Source organism: Rhodococcus sp. B50, assembly GCF_013602415.1.
Classification (GTDB): domain Bacteria; phylum Actinomycetota; class Actinomycetes; order Mycobacteriales; family Mycobacteriaceae; genus Rhodococcus.
In genome coordinates this window covers 5,105,342-5,127,599 of the sequence record NZ_WPAG02000002.1, presented here as the reverse complement: position 1 = coordinate 5,127,599, position 22,258 = coordinate 5,105,342, and the positions used below count along the sequence as shown (strand labels likewise).

29 protein-coding genes are annotated in these 22,258 nt (G+C 68.8%); 13 read left to right on the top strand and 16 right to left on the bottom strand.

Annotated elements, in window-relative coordinates; translation table 11 throughout:
• Window positions 1-48: 48 nt before the first annotated feature.
• Both GON09_RS23930 and GON09_RS23925 read left to right on the top strand, forming a co-directional pair.
• Window positions 49-654, top strand: a complete 606-nt coding sequence (locus GON09_RS23930) for a flavin reductase family protein (protein WP_213934085.1) — start codon at window positions 49-51, stop codon at window positions 652-654.
• A 104-nt stretch (window positions 655-758) separates the two neighbouring features.
• Complete coding sequence (locus tag GON09_RS23925) at window positions 759-1,619, top strand: siderophore-interacting protein (RefSeq protein ID WP_213934084.1); 861 nt, start codon at window positions 759-761, stop codon at window positions 1,617-1,619.
• Between the two features lie 94 nt (window positions 1,620-1,713).
• Here GON09_RS23925 and GON09_RS23920 read toward each other — a convergent pair whose 3' ends face one another.
• From GON09_RS23920 to GON09_RS23910, 3 genes are all read right to left on the bottom strand, one after another.
• Window positions 1,714-2,154 (bottom strand): DUF6918 family protein, encoded by a 441-nt coding sequence (locus tag GON09_RS23920; RefSeq protein WP_213934622.1) that lies wholly within the window; start codon window positions 2,152-2,154, stop codon window positions 1,714-1,716.
• A gap of 73 nt (window positions 2,155-2,227) precedes the next feature.
• Window positions 2,228-3,223: an o-succinylbenzoate synthase gene (locus GON09_RS23915; RefSeq protein ID WP_213934083.1), complete on the bottom strand. Its 996-nt coding sequence runs from the start codon at window positions 3,221-3,223 to the stop codon at window positions 2,228-2,230.
• Window positions 3,220-3,852 carry a PaaI family thioesterase gene (locus GON09_RS23910; protein ID WP_213934082.1) on the bottom strand — a complete coding sequence of 211 codons (633 nt, stop codon included), beginning with the start codon at window positions 3,850-3,852 and terminating at the stop codon, window positions 3,220-3,222. The genes GON09_RS23915 and GON09_RS23910 overlap by 4 nt, the downstream gene beginning before the upstream one ends.
• A gap of 64 nt (window positions 3,853-3,916) precedes the next feature.
• Between GON09_RS23910 and GON09_RS23905 the strand changes: the two genes are divergently transcribed.
• Entirely contained in the window at window positions 3,917-4,810 is an 894-nt protein-coding gene (locus GON09_RS23905; protein WP_059383325.1) for a 1,4-dihydroxy-2-naphthoyl-CoA synthase, read from the top strand.
• A 77-nt stretch (window positions 4,811-4,887) separates the two neighbouring features.
• On the opposite strand, the gene GON09_RS23900 is transcribed toward GON09_RS23905, so the two are convergent.
• Window positions 4,888-5,184 (bottom strand): DUF4193 domain-containing protein, encoded by a 297-nt coding sequence (locus GON09_RS23900; RefSeq protein ID WP_213934080.1) that lies wholly within the window; start codon window positions 5,182-5,184, stop codon window positions 4,888-4,890.
• 185 nt (window positions 5,185-5,369) lie between these two features.
• On the opposite strand from GON09_RS23900, the gene GON09_RS23895 reads away from it, so the two are divergent.
• From GON09_RS23895 to GON09_RS23865, 7 genes are all read left to right on the top strand, one after another.
• Window positions 5,370-5,816, top strand: coding sequence for a hypothetical protein (locus GON09_RS23895; protein WP_244865626.1), 447 nt, complete (start codon window positions 5,370-5,372; stop codon window positions 5,814-5,816).
• A gap of 1 nt (window position 5,817) precedes the next feature.
• Window positions 5,818-6,201, top strand: coding sequence for a VOC family protein (locus tag GON09_RS23890; protein WP_213934078.1), 384 nt, complete (start codon window positions 5,818-5,820; stop codon window positions 6,199-6,201).
• 192 nt (window positions 6,202-6,393) lie between these two features.
• Entirely contained in the window at window positions 6,394-7,575 is a 1,182-nt protein-coding gene (locus GON09_RS23885; protein ID WP_213934077.1) for an inorganic phosphate transporter, read from the top strand.
• Window positions 7,572-7,832, top strand: coding sequence for a hypothetical protein (locus GON09_RS23880; protein ID WP_213934076.1), 261 nt, complete (start codon window positions 7,572-7,574; stop codon window positions 7,830-7,832). Before GON09_RS23885 ends, GON09_RS23880 begins: the two co-directional genes overlap by 4 nt.
• Before the next feature lie 12 nt (window positions 7,833-7,844).
• On the top strand, window positions 7,845-8,144 hold the full coding sequence (locus GON09_RS23875; RefSeq protein ID WP_213934075.1) for a DUF3349 domain-containing protein: 300 nt from the start codon (window positions 7,845-7,847) through the stop codon (window positions 8,142-8,144).
• The gene (menE, locus tag GON09_RS23870) at window positions 8,117-9,286 is read left to right on the top strand and encodes an o-succinylbenzoate--CoA ligase (protein WP_374195366.1); all 1,170 of its coding nucleotides are present in this window, start codon (window positions 8,117-8,119) and stop codon (window positions 9,284-9,286) included. The genes GON09_RS23875 and menE overlap by 28 nt, the downstream gene beginning before the upstream one ends.
• Before the next feature lie 47 nt (window positions 9,287-9,333).
• Window positions 9,334-10,203: a 1,4-dihydroxy-2-naphthoate polyprenyltransferase gene (locus GON09_RS23865; protein ID WP_213934073.1), complete on the top strand. Its 870-nt coding sequence runs from the start codon at window positions 9,334-9,336 to the stop codon at window positions 10,201-10,203.
• A 27-nt stretch (window positions 10,204-10,230) separates the two neighbouring features.
• Here GON09_RS23865 and GON09_RS23860 read toward each other — a convergent pair whose 3' ends face one another.
• Entirely contained in the window at window positions 10,231-10,620 is a 390-nt protein-coding gene (locus GON09_RS23860) for a phage holin family protein (RefSeq protein WP_213934072.1), read from the bottom strand.
• A gap of 111 nt (window positions 10,621-10,731) precedes the next feature.
• Here GON09_RS23860 and GON09_RS23855 point away from each other — a divergent pair, with 111 nt between their 5' ends.
• A complete protein-coding gene (locus tag GON09_RS23855) occupies window positions 10,732-11,721 on the top strand; it encodes a hypothetical protein (RefSeq protein WP_307854485.1) in 990 nt (329 codons plus the stop codon).
• A gap of 19 nt (window positions 11,722-11,740) precedes the next feature.
• On the opposite strand, the gene GON09_RS23850 is transcribed toward GON09_RS23855, so the two are convergent.
• From GON09_RS23850 to GON09_RS23835, 4 genes are all read right to left on the bottom strand, one after another.
• Complete coding sequence (locus tag GON09_RS23850) at window positions 11,741-12,304, bottom strand: Clp protease N-terminal domain-containing protein (protein ID WP_213934071.1); 564 nt, start codon at window positions 12,302-12,304, stop codon at window positions 11,741-11,743.
• 5 nt (window positions 12,305-12,309) lie between these two features.
• Entirely contained in the window at window positions 12,310-12,525 is a 216-nt protein-coding gene (locus GON09_RS23845; RefSeq protein WP_213934070.1) for a helix-turn-helix domain-containing protein, read from the bottom strand.
• A 75-nt stretch (window positions 12,526-12,600) separates the two neighbouring features.
• Window positions 12,601-13,698 (bottom strand): PLP-dependent cysteine synthase family protein, encoded by a 1,098-nt coding sequence (locus GON09_RS23840; RefSeq protein ID WP_213934068.1) that lies wholly within the window; start codon window positions 13,696-13,698, stop codon window positions 12,601-12,603.
• Entirely contained in the window at window positions 13,695-14,078 is a 384-nt protein-coding gene (locus GON09_RS23835; protein ID WP_213934620.1) for a DUF4229 domain-containing protein, read from the bottom strand. The genes GON09_RS23840 and GON09_RS23835 overlap by 4 nt, the downstream gene beginning before the upstream one ends.
• A gap of 207 nt (window positions 14,079-14,285) precedes the next feature.
• Between GON09_RS23835 and GON09_RS23830 the strand changes: the two genes are divergently transcribed.
• Window positions 14,286-14,495, top strand: coding sequence for a BldC family transcriptional regulator (locus tag GON09_RS23830; RefSeq protein WP_006552323.1), 210 nt, complete (start codon window positions 14,286-14,288; stop codon window positions 14,493-14,495).
• A gap of 232 nt (window positions 14,496-14,727) precedes the next feature.
• Window positions 14,728-14,928, top strand: a complete 201-nt coding sequence (locus tag GON09_RS23825; protein ID WP_213934067.1) for a hypothetical protein — start codon at window positions 14,728-14,730, stop codon at window positions 14,926-14,928.
• On the opposite strand, the gene GON09_RS23820 is transcribed toward GON09_RS23825, so the two are convergent.
• From GON09_RS23820 to hemL, 7 genes are all read right to left on the bottom strand, one after another.
• Complete coding sequence (locus GON09_RS23820; RefSeq protein WP_213934066.1) at window positions 14,910-15,965, bottom strand: MinD/ParA family ATP-binding protein; 1,056 nt, start codon at window positions 15,963-15,965, stop codon at window positions 14,910-14,912. The genes GON09_RS23825 and GON09_RS23820 overlap by 19 nt on opposite strands.
• 51 nt (window positions 15,966-16,016) lie before the next feature.
• The gene (gene ccsB, locus GON09_RS23815) at window positions 16,017-17,000 is read right to left on the bottom strand and encodes a c-type cytochrome biogenesis protein CcsB (RefSeq protein ID WP_213934065.1); all 984 of its coding nucleotides are present in this window, start codon (window positions 16,998-17,000) and stop codon (window positions 16,017-16,019) included.
• Entirely contained in the window at window positions 17,000-18,667 is a 1,668-nt protein-coding gene (gene resB / locus GON09_RS23810) for a cytochrome c biogenesis protein ResB (protein WP_213934064.1), read from the bottom strand. Before resB ends, ccsB begins: the two co-directional genes overlap by 1 nt.
• The gene (locus GON09_RS23805; protein ID WP_213934063.1) at window positions 18,664-19,482 is read right to left on the bottom strand and encodes a cytochrome c biogenesis CcdA family protein; all 819 of its coding nucleotides are present in this window, start codon (window positions 19,480-19,482) and stop codon (window positions 18,664-18,666) included. Before GON09_RS23805 ends, resB begins: the two co-directional genes overlap by 4 nt.
• 2 nt (window positions 19,483-19,484) lie before the next feature.
• The gene (locus GON09_RS23800) at window positions 19,485-20,090 is read right to left on the bottom strand and encodes a TlpA disulfide reductase family protein (RefSeq protein ID WP_213934062.1); all 606 of its coding nucleotides are present in this window, start codon (window positions 20,088-20,090) and stop codon (window positions 19,485-19,487) included.
• On the bottom strand, window positions 20,087-20,737 hold the full coding sequence (locus tag GON09_RS23795) for a histidine phosphatase family protein (RefSeq protein WP_213934060.1): 651 nt from the start codon (window positions 20,735-20,737) through the stop codon (window positions 20,087-20,089). Before GON09_RS23795 ends, GON09_RS23800 begins: the two co-directional genes overlap by 4 nt.
• 85 nt (window positions 20,738-20,822) lie before the next feature.
• A complete protein-coding gene (gene hemL / locus GON09_RS23790; RefSeq protein ID WP_213934059.1) occupies window positions 20,823-22,148 on the bottom strand; it encodes a glutamate-1-semialdehyde 2,1-aminomutase in 1,326 nt (441 codons plus the stop codon).
• Window positions 22,149-22,258 lie beyond the last annotated feature (110 nt).

The window sequence follows — 22,258 nt, the reverse complement described above, 5'->3', positions numbered from 1 at the left end:
TCCAGGGTAATTGCGCCGGAAGTGTGGCCGGGTGCAGGTGCGGTCAGAATGGAGCGCGTGCGCACAGTCTTCGATCCCGCCGAGTCGAGCCCGGGCCGCTTCTATCGCCTTCTCACCGCGACAATCGTGCCGAGACCGATCGCGTGGGTGTCCACCGAGGCGGAGGACGGTGTGTTCAATCTCGCGCCGTACAGCTTCTTCACGGTGGCCAGTACCGCCCCGCCGGTCGTGCAGTTCACGTCCGTGGGGCGCAAGGACAGTCTGCGGAACATCGAGCAGACGGGCGAGTTCGTGATCAACATCGCGACCGTGCCGTTGATGGAGAAGGTCAACGCCTCGTCGGCGGCGTTCCCGCACGATATCGACGAGTTCACGGAAGTGGGTCTGCACGCCGAGCCGAGCGAGCGGGTGCGGCCGCCGCGGGTCGCCGAGGCGCCCGCGTCGATCGAGTGCCGTCTGCACCGCGTGATCGAGATCGGCGACTCGTTCGTCGTGATGGGCGACGTGCTGGCCGTGACGGTCGATCCGGAGGTGCTGGCGGCCGACGGTGCTCCCGACTTCGCTGCACTCGGCGCGGTGAGCCGGCTGGGGCGGACGGAATGGGGACTGACCCCGGACGTGCGGGAACTGGATCGGCCCGGGACCCCCGGGTGACCTCCCTCATCGGGCGAACTCAGGTTAGGCTGCGCTCAAATCGATCGTGAGATGCTGTGCGGCCGTCCGGGTGGGGCAGCATCCGAGCAACCTCGGAGGGCCGTATGGCGAAGACCACGGGAACCGCGCGGCGCAATCCGTACATCAAGCCGGCCACGCGGCGGATGGTGCGCGCGCAGGTACTCGCCGCCGAACGGATCAGCCCGACCTTCGTCCGCATCACCGTGGGCGGCGCCGACGTCGACTCCATCGCACCCATGGGTTTCGACCATTGGTTCCGCATGTTCTTCCCCACCCCGGACCAACAGGAACTGATCCTTCCCGGTGCGACCGACGACCGCTGGTGGCCGGAATATCAGGAACTGCCCGAGGATCGTCGCCCGGTGCTGCGGAACTACACGATCCGCCGCGTGCGGCCTGCGGGTGCGGGACTGTTCGGCGCGACCTCCGAGATCGAGATCGACTTCGCGTCGCACGGAGACCTGGGCCCGGCATCGGCGTGGGCGGAACGGGCGAAGCCCGGCGACGAGATCGGCATCCTCGACGAGGGCATCAGCAATCTGCCCGTCGACGAGGCACGTTCGTGGCTGCTCGTGGGTGACGAGAGCGCCGTGCCCGCCGTCGCAGGCATCCTCGGGTCGATCCTTACCGTCGATCCCCTCGCGGCCGTGGAGGTCTTCGTCGAGGTTCCGCACCCCGACGATCTCACCGCTCAGGACCTGCCGAGGGGCGAGAACGTGCGGGTGCGCCCGGTGATCCGGACGGACGCGCAGGCGGTGCCGGGAAACCTCGTCGTCGAGGCGGTACGGGAGTCGACCCCGTCGCCGGATTCCGCATATGCGTTCGTCGCGGGCGAGTCGTCCCTCGCAACGGGCGTGCGGCGCCACCTCGTGCGCGAATGCGGCTGGGACCGGTCGGCGGTGACCTTCATCGGGTACTGGAAGTACGGCGAGCCGGTCTACTGACGACCCGTCACCGGGGTGAAACGACGAACGTCGCGGTACCGACCGGCGAACCGGTTCGGGACCGCGACGTCCTGGTGTCGCTGGTGTCGGCGGGTCAGCCGGCGTGCTTCTGGATGAGATCACCCAGACGCGGCAGCGCCTCGACGACGTGCTTCTTGGCCGAGGGGCGCAGCGAGTCGTAGACCTTCTTGACGCCGGCCTTCGACGTTCCGGCGATGCGCTCGTCGGTGACCCCGAGGAGCGCGTCGGCGACGACCTCGCCGCGGGCGACCAGGAAGTCCGAGAACGAACCGTTGCCTGCGTACTCCACCCAGAACGGCTGGAGCTTCTCGACGAATTCGGGCAGCAGACCTTCGACGGCACCCGGCACGATGCCCGGGCCGACCTTCTTCACTGCTGCGTAGCCACCCTTGAGGGCGAGACCGGACGCACCCTTCTTGTCCGACACCTCAGCATCGATCAGGGCTTCGACGTCTGCCTTGACCGCCGGGAACTTGTCGGCGCCGAGGAGGGCATCGCCCAGAGCTGCAACCACTTTCACTGCCTCCGTAGATGTGACACTTGTGACCGTTGGGACGCGGGGAACGATATACGACGATTCCGCCTCATCACAGTCCGCGTCCGGCGAGCACCGTACGGCACCGCCGCAGCCGTTCGCACCACCACTCCACGCGGTCGGGATCGGCTCGCAGCGCATCGAGCATGTCCGGTTCGGGCGCGACGGCGACGACGTCGAGCGCGCCCTCGGACATGTGCAGAGCGGGGGCGACATCGGCTTCGAAGAAGCCTCCCGTGCCGAGTCCGCAGGCGTACGGGAGCTCGGGCAGGGCCGCTGCCGCGGCGAGACCGGTGGCGATGCCCACCGCGGAGTCGAGGGCGCTCGAGACGACCACCTCGACGCCGTGACCGGCGAGTTCGTCGGCGAGTGCGACCAGTCGCCGGACCCCGCCGAGCGGTGCGACCTTCACGACGGCGACGTCCGCTCCCCCGGCCCGCACGACGCGCAAGGGATCCTCGGCGCGGCGGATGCTCTCGTCCGCCGCGATGCGGACCCCCGGCAGTCGCCGGCGCACCTCGACGAGTTCGGGCACGCTCGCGCACGGCTGCTCGGCGTATTCGAGCGGTGCATCGGCGGTGAGCGCCGTGAGAGCGCGGACGGCCTCGTCCACGCTCCAGCCACCGTTGGCGTCGACCCGCACATTCGGCACCTGGTCGCGCACCGCCCGGACGCGGGCGAGGTCCTGCGCGAGATCCTGGCCCGGCTCGGCGACCTTCACCTTCGCGGTGCATGCGCCGGGGAACCGGGCGAGCACTTCGGGTACACGTTCCGGGCCGACGGCGGGCACGGTCGCGTTCACGGCGATCCGGGAACGTCGCGGGGCCGGGTGGCCCTGCCAGGCGGATTCGATCGCCGACTGCAGCCAATGCGCCGCCTCGTCGTCGCCGTATTCCGGAAACGGCCCGAACTCCCCCCAGCCGGCGGGTCCGCGCAGCAGCAGCACCTCGCGTCGGGTGATGCCGCGGAACCGGACGCGCATGGGCATCGAGACGACGACCGCTCCGTCGAGCAGTTCGTCGGCGGACGGGAGGCGCCGAGAGGTCACGGCTGGCCCGGGAGCAGCTGGATCATCAGGGCTTCGCAGTCGGCGAGAAGTGTGCCGTCCGTTTCGCGCAGTTCGGCCGCACAGAAGATCTTGCGGCCCTCGACGCGCTCGACCCTGCCCTCGACGACGAGTTCGGTCTCGAGCGGCGTGATCTTGCGGTAGTTGATGCGGAGATAGCCGGTGCGCGCGATGGGATGCCCCGAGGCGTGGACGACCATGCCGAACAGGTCGTCGAACAACAGGGGCAGGGTTCCGCCGTGCGCCGCTCCGTTGCCGCCGCGGTGATAGAGCCGGAAGACACCACGCTCGCGGACCGCCTCCTCGTCGAACTTCTCGATCCGCCAGGGCGGCATCAGCAGGCTGCCGCGGCCGGGCAGGTCGGGATTGAAGCCGGCCGGTGACTTGCCTTCCGGAACGCGATAGGGGTCGAGCAGATCACCGAGTGCCTCGGCCTGTTCGATCGCGCGGTCGATCACTTCGTCGGGTGCGTGGGTGGACACCGCGAGATCCTGCAACCGCCGCAGCGCTTCGACGAAGCGACCGTAGTTCGGCCCGGCCTTCACCGGTTCGTAGACCGGGAAACCGCCGTGGTGCTCGTAGTCGTCGCGGGGGTCGGTCGGCTCGCTCATGTCTGTGCACGTTATCGGGCCACGGCTCGCGGCGAGGCGGTGCCCGGCCCTTTATGGTGACGAGGTGACCTTCGATCCAGAATTGTGGCGCCCGGTACCCGGGTTCGAGAACCTCACCGACATCACTTATCACCGACACGTCACGCAGGGCACCGTCCGCGTCGCGTTCGATCGTCCCGAGGTGCGCAACGCCTTCCGTCCGCACACGGTGGACGAGCTCTATCGCACACTCGACCACGCGCGGACCACCTCCGACGTCGGCGTCGTGCTGCTCACGGGCAACGGTCCGAGCCCGAAGGACGGCGGATGGGCGTTCTGCTCCGGCGGCGACCAGCGGATCCGCGGCCGCAGCGGCTATCAGTACGCGAGCGGCGAGACGGCCGACACCGTCGACAAGGCCCGCGCCGGCCGCCTGCACATCCTCGAGGTCCAGCGACTGATCCGCTTCATGCCGAAGGTCGTCATCGCCCTGGTCAACGGCTGGGCCGCCGGTGGCGGACACAGCCTGCACGTCACGTGCGATCTGACTCTCGCCTCCCGCGAGCACGCCCGCTTCAAGCAGACCGACGCCGACGTGGGCAGCTTCGACGGCGGCTACGGCAGCGCGTACCTCGCCAAGATGGTCGGCCAGAAGTTCGCGCGCGAGATCTTCTTCCTCGGCGATACCTACACGGCCGAGGAGATGCACCACATGGGTGCGGTCAACAAGGTCGTCGACCACGACGAACTCGAGAACGTTGCGCTGGAATGGGCGCAGAAGATCAACGGCAAGTCGCCGCAGGCCCAGCGCATGCTCAAGTACGCCTTCAACCTTCAGGACGACGGTCTCGTCGGCCAGCAGTTGTTCGCGGGCGAAGCCACACGTCTGGCGTACATGACGGACGAGGCGATCGAGGGTCGCGATGCCTTCCTCGAGAAGCGCGATCCCGATTGGTCGCCGTATCCCCACTATTACTGATCCGGACGCGGTGAACCGGGCCTCGCCCCTGCTGTAGCAGGGGCACAGCCCGGTTCACCGCGCGAGGAGGGTGCTCGTCAGACGCAATCGCGGCAGAAGGCCTGCTCGCCGTCGCCCGTGGCGCGACGGCTGTGGTGCTGGACGAGGAAGCAGCTCATGCAGGTGAACTCGTCCGACTGCTTCGGCAGGACCTGCACCGAGAGCTCTTCCGCCGACAGCGCCGACAGGTCGGCGCCGGGCAGATCGAGGGTCTCGAGGATCTCGCCTTCGTCGGTGTCGGCGGCCACGGTGGGCTTCAGGTCCAGCTCGTCCAGGGCAGTGCCACCGCCGCCCAGAATGTCGGTGGTGCGGGGAGCGTCGTAGTCGGTCGCCATGGCAGTTCTCCTCACTCGATGTCGGCGGTGCCGCGCAGCCACGGGTTGCGGCTGCGACGGACCCGCTGTGGCAGGCCGGCGCTGTCATGGGCACCGTTGCCGTCAGTAATGTCCCACCGGAAGCTTCGTCAAACACATATGTCCAGTTACGTTCGAACTGTGTGCTCTCGGGCACACTGTGGGTCATGACCGACCGCCAGAGTCCGCGAACCGCCCACATCCGCCCGGAAGGCGTCTCCGATGCCACCGTGAAAGCGACCGGCAAGTTGTCCGAGGCCCTCGAGACCGTCGAGCAGGCGCGAGGCCATCTCTATGCCTTCCATCAGCTCATGGGTCGCGCCGATCTGCTCACCGGAGACGCCGAGGAACTGTTGCGTGAGGCCGGGCACGACGACATCGCCGAGCGGCTCGGCACCGAGATCATCGGACGCAACATCGCCGAGGGGCGCTGGACCTTCCAGCTCGTGGAGGAGTTCGACGACGGCTACTGGTCGGATTTCCGGAACTTCGAGAAGCAGGTGCGCGACGAACTCGTGCAGGGCCGGCGTCACTTGTTCGAGGCCGAGATGAAGGAGTCGCGGCGCACGCACGGCCGCCGTCATCACGAGGCCTGCCCGGCCGAGGAGCAGTGACGTGGAGATTCTCGGCAGCCGTACGATCCTCCGCCCGCGCGATTACGAGGCCGCCCTCGAGTTCTACGGTTCGACGCTCGGACTGGCCGTCGCACGGGAGTACCCCGGCGGAACGGTCTTCTTCGCAGGGCAGTCGCTCATCGAGATCGCCGCGCACGGCCGGCCCGACGACACCGACGAGGTCTTCCACGGTGCCCTGTGGCTTCAGGTGCGCGACGTCTACGACGCGGAGGCCGAACTCGCGCGCAAAGGTGTGCGCATCGTCCGAGGCGCGAAGCAGGAGCCGTGGGGTCTGCACGAGCTGTGGCTCGCGGATCCCGACGGAATTCCGATCGTCCTGGTTCACATTCCCGACGACCATCCGCTGCGCCGCGACCTCCGGTGAAGAAGAGAGGCACCCGGCAGCGTCCGAGGACAGTCCGGCACCGCCGGTGATCTTGCACACAAGCCGTGGGGTCTGCTCTCGACTCCGCGCATGGTCGGAGTCCGAAGAACCCTGGAGGCCTCGGAGCGAGACACAGAATTCACACTGCCGTCGCTGTACATTCACCTGCCGGCTACCCCACAATCGACAGACGTGACCGCAGAGTTCGTCGTGCTCCTGGTGGTGGTCGTCACTGCCCTCGCATTCGATTTCACCAACGGCTTCCACGACACCGGCAATGCCATGGCGACATCCATCGCCACCGGCGCCCTCAAACCGAAAACCGCGGTCACTTTGTCCGCGACCCTCAACCTCGTCGGCGCCTTCCTGTCCGTGGAAGTCGCCGCGACCGTCGCGAAGGGTGTCGTCAACCTCGACACCGTCGGCGGTACCGACTTGTTGCTCATCGTCTTCGCCGGCCTGGTCGGAGCGATCCTCTGGAACATCGCGACCTGGCTGTTCGGCCTGCCGTCCAGTTCGTCGCACGCCCTGTTCGGTGGTCTCGTCGGCGCGGCGCTCGCGTCGATCGGCGTCCAGGGCGTGGTGTGGGACGGAGTGCTGGGCAAGGTCCTGCTTCCCGCGGTGCTCGCGCCCGTCATCGCGGCGCTGGTGTCCACGGTGGGCATCTGGTCGATGCACCGCCTGACCCGCCCCGTCGCCACCGAGCATCGCGACCGCGGCTTCCGGATGGGACAGATCGGCACCGCATCCCTGATGTCGCTCGCCCACGGCACCAACGACGCGCAGAAGACCATGGGCGTGATCTTCCTGGCCCTCGTGGCCCACGGGAGCATCACCGCCGACACCGAGATGCCGTTCTGGGTGAAGGTCGCGTGCGCCGTCGCGATCGCGCTGGGCACCTACCTCGGCGGCTGGCGCATCATCCGCACCCTGGGCAAGGGCCTCGTGGAGATCGCCCCGCCGCAAGGTCTGGCCGCCGAGTCGTCGTCGGCCGCCATCATCCTCACCTCGAGCCATTTCGGTCTGCCGCTGTCGACCACGCACGTCGCCACGGGGTCGATCCTGGGTACGGGCCTGGGCACCAAGGGTGCCGAGGTGCGCTGGTCGGTGGCGCGGCGGATGGTCGTCGCGTGGCTGATCACCCTGCCGTGCGCCGCGGTCGTCGGAGCGATCTGCTGGGCGATCGCCCACGTGATCGGCGGGATGTCCGGTGTTCTTGTGGTCTTCGCCATCCTGTGTGGTCTGGCCCTGTTCATGTGGCTCCGCTCGCGCCGGCAGCCCATCGACGCCTCCAACGTCACCGCAGATTGGGACGACTCGCTCGCCCCGACGCCGGATGCTTCCGAAACGGTCGCCGGGGAAGGACGCTCGTGAACCTGCTGACGCACACACTCGACTCGTTGTGGCAGGTCGTTCTCGTGGGCCTGCTCCTCGGCGCGGGCCTGCCCTCCCTCTTCGCGCTGGGCGTCCGCGCGCTCGACACCGGTCGCGACAGCGACGGCACCCCGAATCCAGCGGCCAAGACCGCGGCCGTGCTGTGCTTCGCCGTCGTGGCCTGTGCAGTCCTGGCAGGAATCCTCCTGCTCGCCTCCGACTTCCTCGCCGGAACGTTCGGCATCGACATCTTCTGATCGGGGTGACGGGTGGCCCTCCCGCCGTTTCTCGCTTCCATCGTCGAGTGGCTCCGCGCCGGTTATCCCGAGGGGGTACCGGAACAGGACTACGTACCCCTGTTCGCACTGCTCGCGCGGCGCCTGTCCGACGAGGAGGTCGCCCAGGTCGCGGACACGCTGATCGAGGACGGTGACCTCTCGATCAACCGCATCGACATCGCGGTCCTGATCAGCAAGATCACCAACAACATGCCGTCATCCGACGACGTGGACCGCGTCCGCCGCCAGCTCGAAGCGGGCGGATGGGACACGACACAATACGATCTGTGACCACCCTCGATCTCCTTCCCGTCCCTGCCGGGTCCGCCGTCCGCTCCGTGCTGCCCGATCTGCGGCGGATGCTCGACGGTGACGGGCCGGCACTGCTTCCCGTCCCCGCCGGGGACGAACGGGAGACGGTCCGGCTCATCGATGCGCTGCACCCGGGTGAACCCGTCGCGGACGGCGTGGGCCTGGTGGTCGCGACCTCCGGTACGACCGGGACCCCGAAAGGCGCCCTGCTGTCCGCGGACGCGCTGCGTGCGAGCGGTGACGCCACCCACGCCCGGCTGGGCGGAACGGGCTCGTGGCTGCTGGCGCTGCCCGCCCATCACATCGCGGGCATGCAGGTCTTGCTGCGCAGTCTCCTCGCAGGAACCGACCCCGTCGTCGTCGACGTGTCCGCCGGTTTCGATCCCGGGGATCTGCCGGCGGCGGTGGACGCCATGCCGGGCCCTCGCCGATACAGCTCGATGGTCCCCACCCAACTGATCAAGACTCTCGACCATCCCGACGCGACTGCGGCACTCGCCCGGCTCGACGCGATCCTGCTGGGCGGTGCCGCGACTCCCGTGCCGGTCCTCGAACGCGCCCGCGCAGCCGGGATCACCGTCGTCCGCACCTACGGCATGAGCGAGACCTGCGGCGGCTGCGTCTACGACGGCGCGCCCCTCGACGGGGTACAGGTGCGGGTCGACGCCGACTCACGCGTGTGGCTCGGCGGCACGACCCTCGCCTCGGGCTACCGGAATCTGCCCGATCATCCGGCCTTCGCGGAACCCGGCTGGTTCCGCACCGACGACGCGGGCACATTCGAGAACGGGGTCCTGCGCATCCTCGGACGCCTCGACGAGGCCATCTCGACCGGGGGGCTCACGGTGGTCCCGCAGGTGGTCGAGGCCGTGCTCGTCGAGCATCCCGCCGTACGGGAGGTCGCGGTGGTGGGTCTGCCGGACACCCGGCTCGGTCAGCGCGTCGCGGCCGTCGTCGTGCCCGTCGCCGGCGCCACACCGACGCTCGCGGAACTTCGCGACCATGTCACGGCGACGCTGGACGCGACCGCCGCGCCACGTGAGCTGCAGGTCGTCGACGCGCTGCCCCTGCGCGGACCGGGCAAGGTGGATCGCCGCGCCCTGGTGTCCCGCTTCTCCTGACCGGTGCGCGCGACTCGCCGAACCGGCCCGGGTGCGAAGATCGACCCATGGCAACCGCTGGTCAATGGCTCGAAGGCGCTCGTCCGCGCACCCTCCCCAACGCGATAGCACCCGTCCTGGCAGGCACGGGCGCTGCGGCGTGGCTCGGCGAGGCCGTGTGGTGGAAGGCGCTGCTGGCACTGATCGTCGCGCTCGGACTGATCATCGGCGTGAACTTCGCCAACGACTACTCCGACGGCATCCGCGGCACCGACGACGAACGGGTCGGCCCGATGCGGCTGGTCGGCTCGGGCGCAGCGAGCCCCGGCGCCGTCAAGCGCGCGGCGTTCGTGTGCTTCGGTATCGCCGCGGTCGCGGGACTCGCCCTCGCTCTCACCACGGCGTGGTGGCTCGTGCTCGTCGGCGCGGTCTGCATCGCCGGTGCCTGGTACTACACCGGCGGGAAGAACCCTTACGGCTACAGCGGCTTCGGGGAGATCGGCGTCTTCGTCTTCTTCGGGCTCGTCGCGGTGTTGGGCACGCAGTTCGTCCAGGCCGGTCGCATCGACGGGGTGGGTCTGGCATGCGCGATCGCCATCGGTTCGATCTCGACGGCCGTGCTGGTGACGAACAATCTCCGTGACATCGCGACCGACGCGGAGACCGGCAAGCGGACCCTCGCGGTCAAGCTCGGCGACCCGAGGACCCGCACGCTGCACCTCGTACTCGTCGTCGTGCCGTTCGTGATGTCGATCGTGCTGGTCGCAGCGACACCCTGGGCCCTCGCCGGCTTCCTCGCGGCACCCTTCGCGATCCGCGCGCACAAGCCGGTCCGGGCCGGTGCCCTCGGACTCGCGCTGATCCCGGCGTTGAGCGATTCGGGCGTCGCGATGCTCGTGTGGGCGGTGGCCACCGCGCCCGCGCTGGCCTTCGGCTGACCATGACGCGAGCGCGGCGGTCGGGGATCAGTCGCGGTCGGGCACGACCAGCCCGAGGACGAAGTTGACGATCGCGATGATCACGCCGCCCCACAGTGCCGCCCAGAAACCGTCGATCGTGAGCCCGTACTCGGTGAATCCGCTCAGCCATGCGGTGAGCAGTAGCATCAGCGCGTTGACGACCAGCAGGAACAATCCGAGGGTGAGGATCACCAGCGGCAGCGACAGCAACTTCACCAGCGGTTTCACGAGTGCGTTGACGATCGTGAAGATGAGTGCGAGGACGACGAGGGTGACGATCTTGCGCGTCGTGTCGGATGTGCCCGCGGGATCGGTGTAATCGATTCCGTCGACGAGCTCGACCGCGAGCCACAGTCCGACCGCGTTGATGATCAACCGCAGTATCAGAGAAATCATGGTGCCACTGTGGCATACGGTGGGCGGTCCCGGAACGGGCGAATCGGGCGCGCATGGGGCCACCCCTCCCCCTCAGGGGTCTCTCAGCGACGCTCGGTAGCGTCGTCGAGCGTGCGTTCACGTCTTCTCCCCCTGTTCTTCGCCCTGGCCGGACTGCTCCTCGTGGGCACGGGTTCGGTGTTCGCCTGGATCGACCGCCCCGAGCCGGCGGTCGCAACCGCTGCGGAACAACCGGCTCCGCCGGAGGGCGGCATCGACGAGGCCCGGAGCAATCTGCAGCGGGCCGGACTGCCGTTGTCGGTGCTCGACGGTGGGGTCGGGCAGCTGACGGAGGGCAGCACCCAGCTCGACGACGGTGCCCGGCAGCTCTCGGACGGCCTCCGGCAGGCACGCGACGGCGGAGAGCAGCTCGCCGACGGCCTCGGGCAGCTCGACGGCGGTGTCGACATGCTCGGCGACGGTGCTCGTCAGGTCAGCGGTGGCGTCGACGAGGTCGTCGGCCGCCTCTCCGGTTTCGGTGAGATGCAGGGCGACGTGACCGCTCGGCTCACCGCCGTCGCCACCACGCTCGGCGCCTCACCGGATCCGGTCTCGCAGAACGCGGCCGCACAGCTGCGCGGACTCGTCGAGACCCTGGACACGCAGGGCCTCGGACCGGACACCCTCGACCAGCTCGGGCAGTTGCGCGACGGCGCCCAGCAGCTCGCCTACGAACTCACCGATCCGAACGCCCAGTTCGTCGCGGGTATGGCGCAGGCGGCCGAGGGGTCGCGGCAGCTCCGCGACGGTCTCGTCCTCCTCGACGACGGTGGGCGGGCGCTCACGGACGGCACGGGACAGCTCGTCGACGGTGTCGGCCCGGTGGCCGATGTCGTCGGCGGCATCGCGGACAACGTCCGGTCGGCGACGGAAGCACTACCGCGCACCGCACCGGGCGGTGCCACGGATACGCAGGCAGATGCGGTGGTCCCCACCGCCGATCGTCAGTGGTGGCCGTTCGCGGTGATCGCGATCGGCACGCTCATGCTCGTCGCGGCGACGGTCGTCCCGCTCGTCACCGCGCGCCCGCTCGCCGTCGTTCCGGCGCAGGCCGGCCGGTAGCACCGTCCGGACGGCGGTGTCAGGCGGCGGCGTCGAGGTGTGTCGTCAGGAGCTGCCGTAGCTCGTCGCGGGGGATCCGCGATTCGACGAGAGCGGTCGTCGACGGATCGTCGCTGCGCAGCAGACCGAGCAGGAGATGCTCGGGGCGGATGACACGTTCGTGGCGTGCGATCGCCTCCCGCAGCGCGAGTTCGAGCGACTTCCTCGCGGCCCGGTCGAAGGGGATGTGGCCGAGGCGGTTCGCGAAGCCCCGGCGGTCGGCGCTTCGCCGATCGAGCACTCCCTCACCGAAGGCGGCCTCGAGACGGGTGCGGACCTCGTCGAGATCGATCCCGATCGCTTCGAGCGCCGCGGCGTCCTCGTCCCCCAGCGGCGAGTCGGCGGTACGGGCCGCGCGTGCGGAACGCAGGCCGTCGACCGTCAGGCCCGCCTCCGCGAGCAGGACCCGGAGTGGTTCGTCCGCGGCGACGGCGACCCCGATCAGAAGATGTGACGCCTCGATACGAGGGGCGTGCACGCGGATGGCCTCTTGCTGCGCTGCCACGACGCCGGATCTGGCACCGTCGGCGAATCGTTCGAACATGTCGATCACCTGCGCTTCCGGTTGTGTTTCTGGTGTACCGCCTGTCGGCTGACCCCGAGTTCGTCGGCGATGGCCTGCCAGGACCAGCCCCGCTCGCGGGCATTCGCCACCTGGACCTCCTCGAGCCGTTCCAGCAGCCGACGCAGGGCACGCACGGCGCGCAGGCCCACTGTCGGATCGGAGCTCGCGGCGGCAGCGGCGAGGGTGGTGGCTTCACTCATGTTGTCAATATAGGTTGACAACATGGCCGCGTCAACGAAAATTGACAAACCGGAATGTGCGCAGGTCGAGGAGCTCTACGGGGCCCAACGACCGGTGGCCGCGAACTTCTCCAACACCGCGAGCGGCTCGGCGAGATCCATCCCCTCGGCGGCGACCCACTCGTCGGAGAAGTAGGTGTCGGCGTAGCGCTCACCGCCGTCGCACAGCAACGTCACGACGCTGCCCTCGCGACCCTGGACAAGCATCTCGGCGATCAGGCCGAAAGCTCCCCACAGGTTCGTGCCGGTCGAGCCGCCCACGCGACGCCCCAGCGCGGCACTCGCGTGCCGCATGGCGGCGATCGACGCCGCATCGGGCACCCGCACCATCCGATCGACGACCTCGGGCACGAAGGACGGCTCGACGCGCGGCCGCCCGATCCCTTCGATGCGCGAGGGCAGACCGGTGGTGTAGTCGGCCGATCCCGTTTCGTATCCGCCGAAGAACGCCGAGTTCTCCGGGTCGACGACGGCCAGTCGCGTCCGATGCCGGCGGTAGCGGATGTATCGACCGAGGGTCGCGCTCGTGCCGCCGGTCCCGGCGCCGACGACGATCCACTCCGGCACGGGATGGCGCTCGAGACGCATCTGCGAGTAGATGCTCTCGGCGATGTTGTTGTTGCCGCGCCAGTCGGTGACCCGCTCGGCGTTCGTGAACTGGTCCATGAAGCATCCGCCGAGTTCGTCGGCGAGTCGCTGCGCCTCGGTGTAGATCTCCGGCGGCCGATCGATGTAGTGGCAGCGGCCGCCCTGGGCCTCGATGAGCGCGACCTTCGCCGGCGACGTGCGACGCGGCACGACCGCCACGAAGTCGAGGCCGAGAAGTCGCGCGAAGTACGCCTCGCTCACCGCCGTGGAACCGGACGACGCCTCGATGATCGGAGTTCCCTCACGGATCCAGCCGTTGCACAGGGCGTAGAGGAACAGCGAACGCGCCAGACGGTGCTTGAGACTGCCCGTGATGTGCGTCGACTCGTCCTTGAGATACAGATCGACGCCCCGGTCGGCCGGGAGCGGGTAGCGGAGCAGGTGGGTGTCGGCGCTGCGCTGGGCGTCGGCCTCGATGAGCCGGACCGCGTCGTCCACCCAGTCCCGGGATGCGCTGCGGTCGACGACCACGCCGGTCGCGGTCACCGCCCGTTCTCGCCGCGCATGCGCTTCTCGAGATCGGCTCGATCGGTACGCCGACGCTCGTCGACCGCGGCGATGCCCTCGTTGACACGACGTCGCAGCGAGGAGAACAGCACGAGCGAGACGGGCAGCGCGATGAGCACGGCGAACAGGGCAGCGACGAGGAAGGGGATTTCCACCCCGAACGCACGCGGAACGTAGAGAATGAGCAGAGTGAGCGCGACTACGAGGGCGAGTCGGGCCACCGAGTACAACGCGACGTCCCGGATCAGGGACCCGGTTCCTGTCTGACGGCCGGCGGCCGTGGCGCCCTCACCACGAGGGTGTGGCGTGCGCTGCGAGGGGGTATCCGAGGGTTCGTTCCGGCGTTCGTCGTTCACCAGTCCAGGTTAACCGGCCGCCCGGACCACGAGCTCGGAGGCGATTTCCGAAGTCGGACATCCGTCCGTTTTGTCTATTACTTCCGCTTTACCAACCGTAGACCGTTCGAGCAACCAGGGGTATCGGTGCCACCATGGGCTTGGACATCCCGATCGAACAACTCGATCGCGTCGAACAACTCGATCACGACAACCGGGAGGACATTCGCAATGAGCGCACCCACTTTCAACGGCGCGAAGGAATCCCTGCTGACCCCGGGTCAGGTGGCGGCACTGTTCCATGTGGATCCCAAGACCGTCACCCGGTGGGCCCACGCCGGCCGATTGGGCTCGCTGCGGACCCCGGGCGGGCATCGCCGCTTCCGTGAGTCCGAGGTCCTGGCACTCCTCCGCTCGCTCACGACCGAAGCGACGCGCTGATCCCAGCACGAACGACTCACCGCGTCGGCGCACGAACGACCCACCGAGTCGGCACCTGACGCACTTCCGGCGTGCATCTGCCGGGCCTCGTCCGCCCACTCGCGGAACCCACGTGCCGGACCCGGTTCCGCACACATAGACTGTGGACGAACCGGTCTGCGGGCGCCGCGGCCCGGAGGTGTACGGCGAGGGCACGTCCTCGTCCGGCACTGCCACGGTCAGGAGGTGCAACGTGCTCTATCTGTTGGCACTCATCGGTGCGGTGACCCTCGCCGTCCTGCTGTGGAAGGCGTACGGTCCCGCATCTCGACCGCCGACCCGCGTGGTCGGTCCGGACGACGATCCCGACTTCCTGTGGAAGGTCGATCGCGAGGTGCATCGCCGCCGCAGCGGCGACGGCCCGACCGAGTCGGATCAGGAACGGGGCGACTGACCGCTCGCACTGCTCACCGAGCCACCGGCCGAACCGTCGTGCCCCTGCGCGTCGGGCCACCGGCCTTCGTTCCACTGCGTGCCGAAACCGTCGGCGATATCCGCGGCGAGTCCGAGCAGTGCACGCCGCGTTTCCGAGTGCAACCGCTCCAGCTCGATCTCCGCACCCTCTTCGAGGTGGGGATCGAAGGGTAGGACGTGCACCGCGCGGCAACGCTGTTCGAAATGCCGCACCACGAGGTCGAGATCGACCTTGCCCGAGCGCGGCCGCACCGCGTTGACCACGGCCACCGATCGCTCGACGAGTTCGCGGTAGCCGTGCGCATCGAGCCAGTCGAGCGTGGCCGAGGCGCTGCGGGCGCCGTCCACCGAACCCGAGCTGATCACGACCAGTGTGTCTGCGTTCTCGAGGATGGCACTCATGGCCGAGTGCATGAGTCCGGTCCCGCAATCCGTGAGCACGATGCTGTAGAACCGATCGAGCAGGTCCAGCGTCCGCTCGTAATCGTCGGCGCTGAACGCCTCGGAGACCGCCGGGTCGGTGTCCGAGGCGAGCACCTCGAGACGATGCGTGTTCTGCGACGTGTAGGCGCGGACGTCCGCGTACGTCTCGAGCAGCGCCTGGTCGCGCAGCAGGGTGCGCACGGTGGCCGGTGTCTGTTCGGCCACCTTCTGGCTCAGCGTGCCGCGGTCCGGATTCGCGTCGACCGCGACGATCCGATCACCGCGCAGCTCTGCGAAGGTCGAGCCGAGCGTGACCGTGGTGGTCGTCTTCCCCACTCCGCCCTTGAGACTCAGCAGGGCGATCCGATGGCAGCCGTGCAGCGGTGCACGCACCCGCTCGGCCAGCTCGTCCCTGCGTTGCTGCCGCGAACTCTCCCCGACATGGACGCGACCACCGGTCGCCCGGTAGACCACCCGGCGCCAACCCTTCCGAGGCGGGGCTGCGACCGGGCGTACCAGTAGCGACGAATCCAGCGCTGTTGCATCCAACGCATTGCCGTCGAGCCCCGACGGACCGATGCCGGCCCCATCCACCGCGTTCTCCCCCCGTCGACTGTCATGGACGACGGCGCGACGATAGCAGCCTCAGTTGAGTCCGGCGTACGAGTGCAGGCCCGAGACGACCATGTTGATGATGAACAGGTTGAACAGCACCGTGACGAAGCCGACGATGTTGATCCACGCTGCGCGGGTGTTCCGCCAGCCGGAGGTCGCACGCGCGTGCAGATAGGCGGCGTAGACGACCCACGAGATGAACGAGACCGTCTCCTTCGGGTCCCAGCCCCAGAAGCGTCCCCACGCCGCCTCGGCCCAGATTGCCCCGAGGATGATGCCGGCGCCGAACAGCGGGAAGCCGATGATCGTGGTGCGGTAGGCGAGCCGGTCGAGGGTCTGCGCGTCGGGCAGCCGCTCGGCGATCGCCGCGAACACACCGCTGCGCTCCTCGCCCTTCGGGAAGCGGATACGCAGCAGGAACAGCACGCTCGCGACACCCGAGACGAGGAAGATGCCGCTGCCGACGCTGATGATCGTCACGTGGATCGGCAGCCAGAACGACCGGAGGGCCGGCACCACGGGAGCGGCGTCGGCATACAACACCGTCGCCGCGAGGAACATGAGGATCAATACGGGGACCACCAGGTACACCCACATGATCCGGTAGGCCGGCTTGCGGAGGACGATCAGCCCGAAGATCACCGCGGCGGTGCACGCCATCGAGACGAACTCGTACATGTTGCCGAGCGGGAACCGCTCGGTGGCCAGCCCACGCAGGACGATCGAGGCGAGCTGCAGGCCCGCGACCACGACGACGAGCGCGCGTCCCATGTTGCCGAGACGCTGCGACACGGTGCGCTTCGGCGTCTGGTCGATCCGTCCCGGCCCGGTCGCGCGCTCGGCGGGGGCCTGCTGCCTTCCGGCGGCCACGAGTTCGCGTTCTCGCTCCGCCACGACGTCGGCCCGGTGGGTCGCGTACTCGGCGATGAGCAGCAGCAGAGCCAGCACGAGCACCGCGAAGGCCGACTCGAAGGCCCAGTCGCTGTACTGCGCGAGGGTGTCGTTCTCTGTCATCAGTTCTTCTTCTCCTGTGCCGCCGGGGCGGAGGGTGCATCGTCGCCGAGAAGGCGCTCGACCAGTCGGTCGAACTCGTCTCCCCATCCGGCCTGATCGGTTCGTGCGAGACCGCCGAGCTCTACTACGGTCCGTCGTTCGCCGTCGTTCACTGTACCGTCCGGGTACGCGCGTGCCCACACTCTGCGTCGTTTGACCAGCAGCGACACGAGCAGTCCGCCCATCATGAAGATCGCCGCGACCAGCACCCACTGCTGAGCCGGGTCGTGGGAGACCTGCAGGTTGACGAAGTCGGTGGCCTTGTCGAATCGCACCTCGGTGCCGTCGGCGAGCGTCACGCTCTCCCCCGGACGCAGGTTGACACGATCCTGCTTCACGAGGCGTCCCTGATTGATCAGTTCCTTGTTGAGCGAGAACAGCGACTGCGGGTTGCCGGTGTCGAGACCGGAGTCGCCCTTGTAGATGTCGATGGCGACAGCCGGGTCCGTCAGGGCGGGGAAGATCGATGTGAGCAGCGTGCCGTGGAACGAGGCCGTCGGCGCGAACAGTCCCTCGATCGCGATCTGGTTCTTCCGGCGCTCGTCGGCGTCGGGGAACATGCCACCGGGCGGGTCGAAGCGCATCGCACCGCTGCTGAGGAAGGTGGTCGCATCGTCGGGTGCCCACTGCAGCGTCTCGGTGCGGGTCTCACCGTTCGGCCAGGCCACCGTGAACGTCGGAGCGTAGCCGTGGCCCTGCAGGTAGACGCGGTCGCTGCCGACGCGCAACGGATGGTTGACCTTCAACTGCGCGTCGCGCCAGATGTTGCCGGCAAGGTCGTCGCCGTACTGGTACTCGATGTCGGAGGTGAACATCTCGGCCTGACCGTTGTCGAGATAGTCGGCGGCAAAGGTGTTCACCCGCACGCACATGGGGTTCAGCCCGGTTCCGTCGAGCGTGCTGCCGGCCCGGAACGAATCGAAGGACGCAGGTGAGGTGGTGCAGAATTCCTCGCCGTTCGCGACGAGGATGCGCTGTCCCTCGTATCCGAAGAGCTTGCCGGCGGCGACGGCGACGAGCAGACCGACGAGGGAGATGTGGAAGACCAGGTTGCCGGCCTCGCGCAGATAGCCCTTCTCGGCGGACAGGGTCACCTCGCCGTCGCGTCCGCGGGCCCCGCCCTCGCGGCGCACGACCTTCCATCCGCGCAGCTGCGCCTGGATCCGGTCGAGTACGTCGTCGGGGGTCTCGGCCACCGTCGTCTGCGCGTGATGCGGCAGTCGCTGCAGGTTGCGCGGAGCAGCGACCGGCGGGGTACGCAGGGCGCGGAAGTGCTCGACGCAGCGCGGCAGGATGCAGCCGACCAGTGAGATGAACAGCAGCACGTAGACGGCGGTGAACCAGAAACTGCCGAAGACGTCGAACAGCTCGAACCGGTCCATGAGCGGTCCGAGCGTCGGGCGGGCCGCTATGTACTCGTCGACCTTCTGGGTGTTGAGGCTGCGCTGCGGCAGGAGCGCACCGGGGATCGCGGCGAGCGCGAGCAAGAACAACAGGACCAGGGCGGTCCGCATCGAGGTCAGGCCGCGCCATGTGTTCCGCACGAGAGCAGCGGCACGTCCGGCCGCGCTCTGCCGCGGCGGAGGCGACGGTTGCGGTGCGGGGGTCGGGGTATGTGTCGCGGTCATACGGGCAGAGTCACTTCCGAGATGAACGAGTCACGGACCCAGGACACGAACAGGTCCCACGCACCGGTGACGAGAGCGATGCCGACGGCCATGAGCATCAGGCCACCGACGATTTGCACGGTCCGCGCATGGGTGCGCAGCCAGCCCACCCCACGCAACGCCCGCGCCGAACCGAGCGCGAGCACGACGAACGGCAGCCCGAGTCCGAGACAGTAGGCGACGATCAGCGTCACCCCGCGTGCCGCGGTGGTGCCCTCGGTGCCTGCCGCCAGCGAGATCACCCCGGCCAGGGTGGGGCCGAGGCAGGGAGTCCATCCGAGTGCGAAGACCGCACCGAGCAGCGGGGCACCAGCGAGGTTCGAGATGCGCCGGGGCGCCGGCCGCGTGTCGCGCTGCAGGGCAGGGATGAGGCCGATGAAGACCAGGCCCATCACGATGGTGACGACACCACCGATCCGCATGAGCAGCTCGCGATTGACGGCGAGCGCGGAGATCGCTCCGAACACCGAAGCCGTCGCGAGGACGAACACCACGGTGAAGCCCAGGACGAAGAGCCCGGCGGCACCCGCCACCCGGAGCCGCCCGTCGCGGCGGATCGTCGTGGTGCGGGCACCGGCCTGCTCGGCGGTGACGGCAGGAGCTTCGGCCCCGACCACCCCGGCGAGATAGGACAGATATCCGGGAACGAGCGGCACGACACACGGCGACGCGAAGGAGACGAGACCGGCGAGCAGGCACGCGCCCATCGCCAGCAGCAACGGCCCCGACAGGGCCGCGTTCTGGAAAGTCTCCCCGACACCCGACGCAAGGATCACCGTTACTGCTCCGAATCCGATTCCGCCGCGATCCGCTCGACCACCGGTTGCAGGTCCTCGGCGAGCAGTTCGGTCAGGTACACCGCGGCGACGCGGTGCTCCCGGTCGAGGACGACCGTGGTCGGCACGACCGAGGTCGGGTAGTTGCGTCCGAGGGCGAGCAGCGACCGCATCGGCGGGTCGTAGATCGACGGGTAACCGATCTGCTGGTCGGTCACGAAGTCCTGGGCCTTGTCGCGCTGGTTGTCGCGGACGTTGATGCCCAGGAACTGCACACCGAGATCCTTGGTGTCCTCGTAGACCTGCTCGAGATCGTCGGCCTCGCTGCGGCAGGGGGCGCACCACTGGCCCCACACGTTGAGCACGACCACCTGGCCTTCGTAATCGTCGAGGGAGATCGTCTCACCCTCGTTCATGAGGTCCTCGCCGGTGAGCTCACCGAGGGTGCCGCGCTCGGCCGGGGGGTCGTAGAAGATGCGGGTCTGCCCGCCGGGCGAGACGAAGTCGAACGTTCCGCCGGTGGCGACGGCGTCGTCACCGGTGGCACAGGAGGTGAGAAGGACGGCGCCGCAGATCGCAGCGACGGCCGCCCGGAACGCCCTTCTCATGCGCCGTGGACGTTCGGGTCGGAAGCGCCGGCCGGCTCGGAGTACACCAGGTCGACGAGGGTGTCGCCCTCGTAGACCAGGGAGGTCAGCGACGCAAGGCTGCACTGGCGGCGGCGCGGATCGTGCCACAGGCGCTCGCCCTCGAGGAATCGGCGCAGCGTCCACACCGGAAGCTGGTGGCTCACGCACACCGCTTCCCGTCCCGCCGCGGCCACGCGGGCGGCGTTGACGGCGGCGAGCATGCGGTGGGCGATCTGCAGGTAGGGCTCGCCCCACGACGGCGTGAACGGATCACGCAGCTTCCACCAGTGCCGCGGCCGGCTGAGCGCGCCGTCGCCGACCGAGACCTTCAATCCCTCGAAGTCGTTGGCAGCCTCGATGAGGTTCTCGTCGGTGCGGATCTGCAGTCCGTGCTTCTCCGCGATCGGAGCGGCAGTCTGCTGCGCCCGTTCGAGCGGCGATGCGACCACGTGCGCGATGTCGTGGTCGGCCAGCGACGCCGCGACCGCCCGTGCCTGTGCCTCACCGGTCACCGACAACCGGAATCCGGGCAGGCGACCGTAGAGGATGCCGGAGGGGTTGTGCACCTCTCCGTGGCGGAGCACGTGCACGATCGTGCGGGTCTCGGACGGGGCGGCGTCGGTCACGTCGATGTTCCTCGAGGGGTGTGGAAGGGGCGGGAGTTCGTCAGGGCAGGGTTCGTCTTGGCAGGGTCGTCCTGGCAGGAACGGGCTACGGCGCGGTCGCCGCGGCAGCCGCGCGGGCGGCGTGTGGCAGGGCGTCGGCGATCCGCGAGAACGCGTCGTCGTCGAGCGCGGACGAGACGAACCACGTCTCGAAGGCGCTCGGGGGCGCGTAGACGCCACGCTCGAGCAGAGCGTGGAAGAAGGCCGGGAACCGCCAGGTCTGCGCAGCCTTGGCCTGTTCGTAGTTCGTCACCGGCTCACCGGTGAAGAAGACGCTCAGCAGGGTGCCGGCGTTCTGGACGCGGTGCGGCACGCCTTCGGCGGCCAGGGCCTCGCCGAGCAAGCGGCCGAGGGTCTCGGCGTTGCGGTCCAGTGAGGCATAGACATCGGCGTCGGCGGCCCGCAGGCTCGCGAGGCCGGCGGCGACGGCGACGGGATTACCGGAGAGGGTGCCGGCCTGGTAGACGGGGCCGCTCGGGGCGAGATGGGCCATCACGTCGGCGCGACCGCCGAAGGCCGCAGCGGGAAGACCACCGCTCATGACCTTGCCGAAGGTCATGAGGTCGCCGGAGACGCCGTCGATGCCGTGCCAGCCGGTCGGGCTCGCACGGAAGCCGGTCATCACCTCGTCCATGATCAGCAGCGCGCCGTGCTCGCGGGTGAGCTCGCGGAGCCCCTCGTTGAAGCCGGGCACCGGCGGAACCGTTCCCATGTTGCCGGCGGCAGCCTCGGTGATGACCGCCGCGATTTCGCCGGGGTTCGCTTCGAAGGCGGCGCGTACGGCGTCGAGGTCGTTGTAGGGGACGACGATGGTGTCGCCGGCCTGGGCGCCGGTGACACCGGGCGAGGTGGGCAGACCGAAGGTGGCCAGGCCGGAACCGGCGTCGGCGAGCAGTGCGTCGACGTGACCGTGATAACAGCCGGCGAACTTCACGATCTTCGCCCGTCCGGTGAACCCACGCGCGAGACGGACGGCACTCATGGTCGCCTCGGTGCCGGAGTTGACGAGCCGGACCTGCTCGACGGGCGCGATGCGAGCGACGATCTCCTCGGCGAGTTCGACCTCGCCCTCGGTGGGGGCACCGAACGACAGACCGGCGACGGCGGTGGACCGGACGGCCTCGACGACGGCGGGATGTGCGTGCCCGAGAATCATCGGACCCCAGGAACACACCAGGTCGACGTAGGTATTGCCGTCGACGTCGGTGAGCAGAGGACCCGATCCCGAAGCGAAGAAAGGCGGGTTGCCGCCGACCGACCCGAACGCGCGGACCGGAGAGTTGACGCCCCCCGGTGTCACCTTCGATGCCCGGTGGAAGAGTGCGGCGGATCGGGTGTCGTGGGTGGACGAAGCATCGGGGGTCGCAGTCACGACTTCCAGTGTCCGTAGTTTCGCGAGATTTGCCAAAAACACGGGTGATCAAACCTGATGTGTTTTTTCTCCCGTACCAGGAAAAAGGGACACCGTGAGTGATGTCCCGC